Here is a 2,230-nt window from a genome sequence, read left to right on the forward strand (position 1 = left end):
CCGGACGGCCAGGACCCGGCCGTCGGTCCACCGCTGGAGCAGGACGATCACATTGGCGCGAGCGCCCTCGACATCGCCGGTCACCGATCGGGCCCTTCCCCCGGGCCCGGGGGCAACGTGCCGCCGGTCATGCCCATCGCCCGGCCGACTGCAGCGGCGCCTCGAAAACGCAGACGAAGAAACCGTCAACCACATCGACATGGGCCGCACGGTCGCAGGGCGGGAAGAGTTCGAAAACGGCACAGGGGGCGAGAGTGTGGCGCGCGGGATTCATGGTGCCTCCGTGGGCGAGCAGCCGGTGCGGACGACTGGGACAACGCGGCTGATCAGAGAGCCGTCACGGAGCCGGCCGGGCGAACGGGGAGACGAAGTTTCGATCGCCGTCCGCTGCCCAAGGAGGACTTGGACTCCGATGGTGTGGCGCCATTTTCGAATCACCCGCCAGGGGCTGCTCACCCTTACGGGGGATTGCCTCGTTCGCGCACGCGATCGCATCCGCACGCCCCATGGGGCCTTCCCCTCGCTGCCGCTTCATCCGCGTGTGCGCGTTCACCCCGATTGAGGGCGATAGGATCCATGTTCGAAATGCGGGGCATGTCGGTGTCGCCCCGTCCTGAACCTCTGGGGGGCAATCCATGCGACGTTCCGTCGCCCTCGTCGGCGCCGTCGTCCTGCTGTGTGCGGCGTGTTCCGCGCACGCGGAGAAGAAGCCGCAGCAGTCCGCGAAGGAAGGCGCCACCCCGTCCGGTGCGTCGGCCGATCAGAGTGCCGCGGTGCGGGCCGCCGTCGCCACGACGGTGAAGAGCACCGCCCGGATCCAGGAACAGATCAAGGTCGACGGCGGCGACGGCCAGTCCTTCACCATCTCCGTCAAGGGCGGCTTCGACATGGCGGGCGACAAGGGCGGCCTCACAGCCGGCCTCAGCACGGCCGGAAGCACCGCCGGCAGCACGGCCGACTCGGCCGCCCGTCTCGACGAGGTCTTCGCCGACGGCACGGTCTACATCCGGATGCCCCAGGAGACCACCGGCGACACCGCGTGGCGGTCGATCCGCCGCGACGAGGCCGTGTCCCACTACGTGCTGCGCGCACCCGTGAACGACCCCGAGCACGTCCTGAACCAGGTGTCGCGGATGCGCGCGGCAGTCAAGGCCGGTGAGGAGACGGTCAACGGCGCACCGACCGTGCGCTACCACGGCAAGCTGGACACCGAGACGCTCCTGCTCCGGATGGCCGAGGACAAGCGGGCCAAGTTCAACGAGATGCTGCCGTTGCTCGGCGGCGAGATTCCCGCCTTCGCGGACGTGTGGGTCGACCGGCACGGGCGCATCGTCCGCACCCGCCTCCTGTGCAACATGGCCGGCACAGGGGTCACGGCCACGATGGACCTGACGGACCACGGCAAGCCCGTGGACACACCATCCGTCCCGCACGGCGCCGACCGGCTGCCGGCGACCGCGGTCGGCGGTCCGCTGGGTGGCTGACCGGCACCCCGCCGTTAAATCGTTTGGCACGCGCGAGCGCCTGTGATGGGATCAAGGGCAACGGGGGCGGCTCCCCGGCGCGCATCCTTCTCACCTTCTCCGAAAAGACCCAGCGCGCCCACTCTCCGCCCCCGTTCTTCTGTCTGTCCCGGGTCGTCATGGAGGGGAATCCCTGTTGCTCGCTGCCGAGTCCGTACTGCTGCGCCGTATCCAGACCGTGTACGTGGACGAGGTGTCCGCGTCCGGCGGCGGAACAGGCCCGGCACTGCGCCGGCTCGAGGCCGAACTGCTCGGCCGCGGTCACGTTCTCACCCCGGCCCTGCACGCGGCGCTCGGCGCGCTCGCGCCCGGGGAACTGGCGGCCGCGCACGCCCGCCTGGTCGGGCTGGCCGACGAGCTGCTCGGCTCCCACCGCACCCACATCCCGCTCTTCCGGCGCTTTCCGCGCATCGTGCCGCGGGACACCGAGGCGCTGTACGTGGACCGGGTCTTCGCCTTCCTGCTGCAGCAGCCGGACCAGCCCTGCGTGCTGTGCGGCGAGGCGCGCACGGTGTTCCCCGTCTCGCCCTGCGCGCATCTGGTGTGCCGGCTGTGCTGGGACGGAGCCGACTATGCGGGCTGCCCGGTCTGCCACCGCCGGATCGACGCGGACGACCCCTTCCTGCGGCCGGTACGCGCCGTCGGCGCCGCCAAGGCACCGGTGCCCGGCCCGCTGCGGCTGCTGCGCCTGGGCGCCGAGGGCGTCG

The 2,230-nt window shown here is 71.1% G+C and carries 2 protein-coding genes; both read left to right on the forward strand.

Features of this window, described 5'->3' with window-relative positions; all coding sequences use genetic code 11:
* Window positions 1-635 precede the first annotated feature (635 nt).
* Window positions 636-1,484, forward strand: coding sequence for a hypothetical protein (locus tag AB0K09_RS32730; protein WP_366069029.1), 849 nt, complete (start codon window positions 636-638; stop codon window positions 1,482-1,484).
* Window positions 1,485-1,659: 175 nt separating this feature from the next.
* Window positions 1,660-2,230: RING finger family 4 domain-containing protein (locus tag AB0K09_RS32735; protein WP_366069030.1), on the forward strand; the 571-nt coding region annotated here is incomplete at its 3' end.

The sequence above is a fragment of the Streptomyces sp. NPDC049577 genome, from assembly GCF_040675635.1.
Lineage (GTDB): Bacteria > Actinomycetota > Actinomycetes > Streptomycetales > Streptomycetaceae > Streptomyces.

What these genes read in the sequence shown, in the direction of transcription:
- AB0K09_RS32730 (WP_366069029.1), top strand. Translation starts at nt 636, where the DNA reads ATGCGACGTTCCGTCGCCCTCGTCGGCGCCGTCGTCCTGCTGTGTGCG.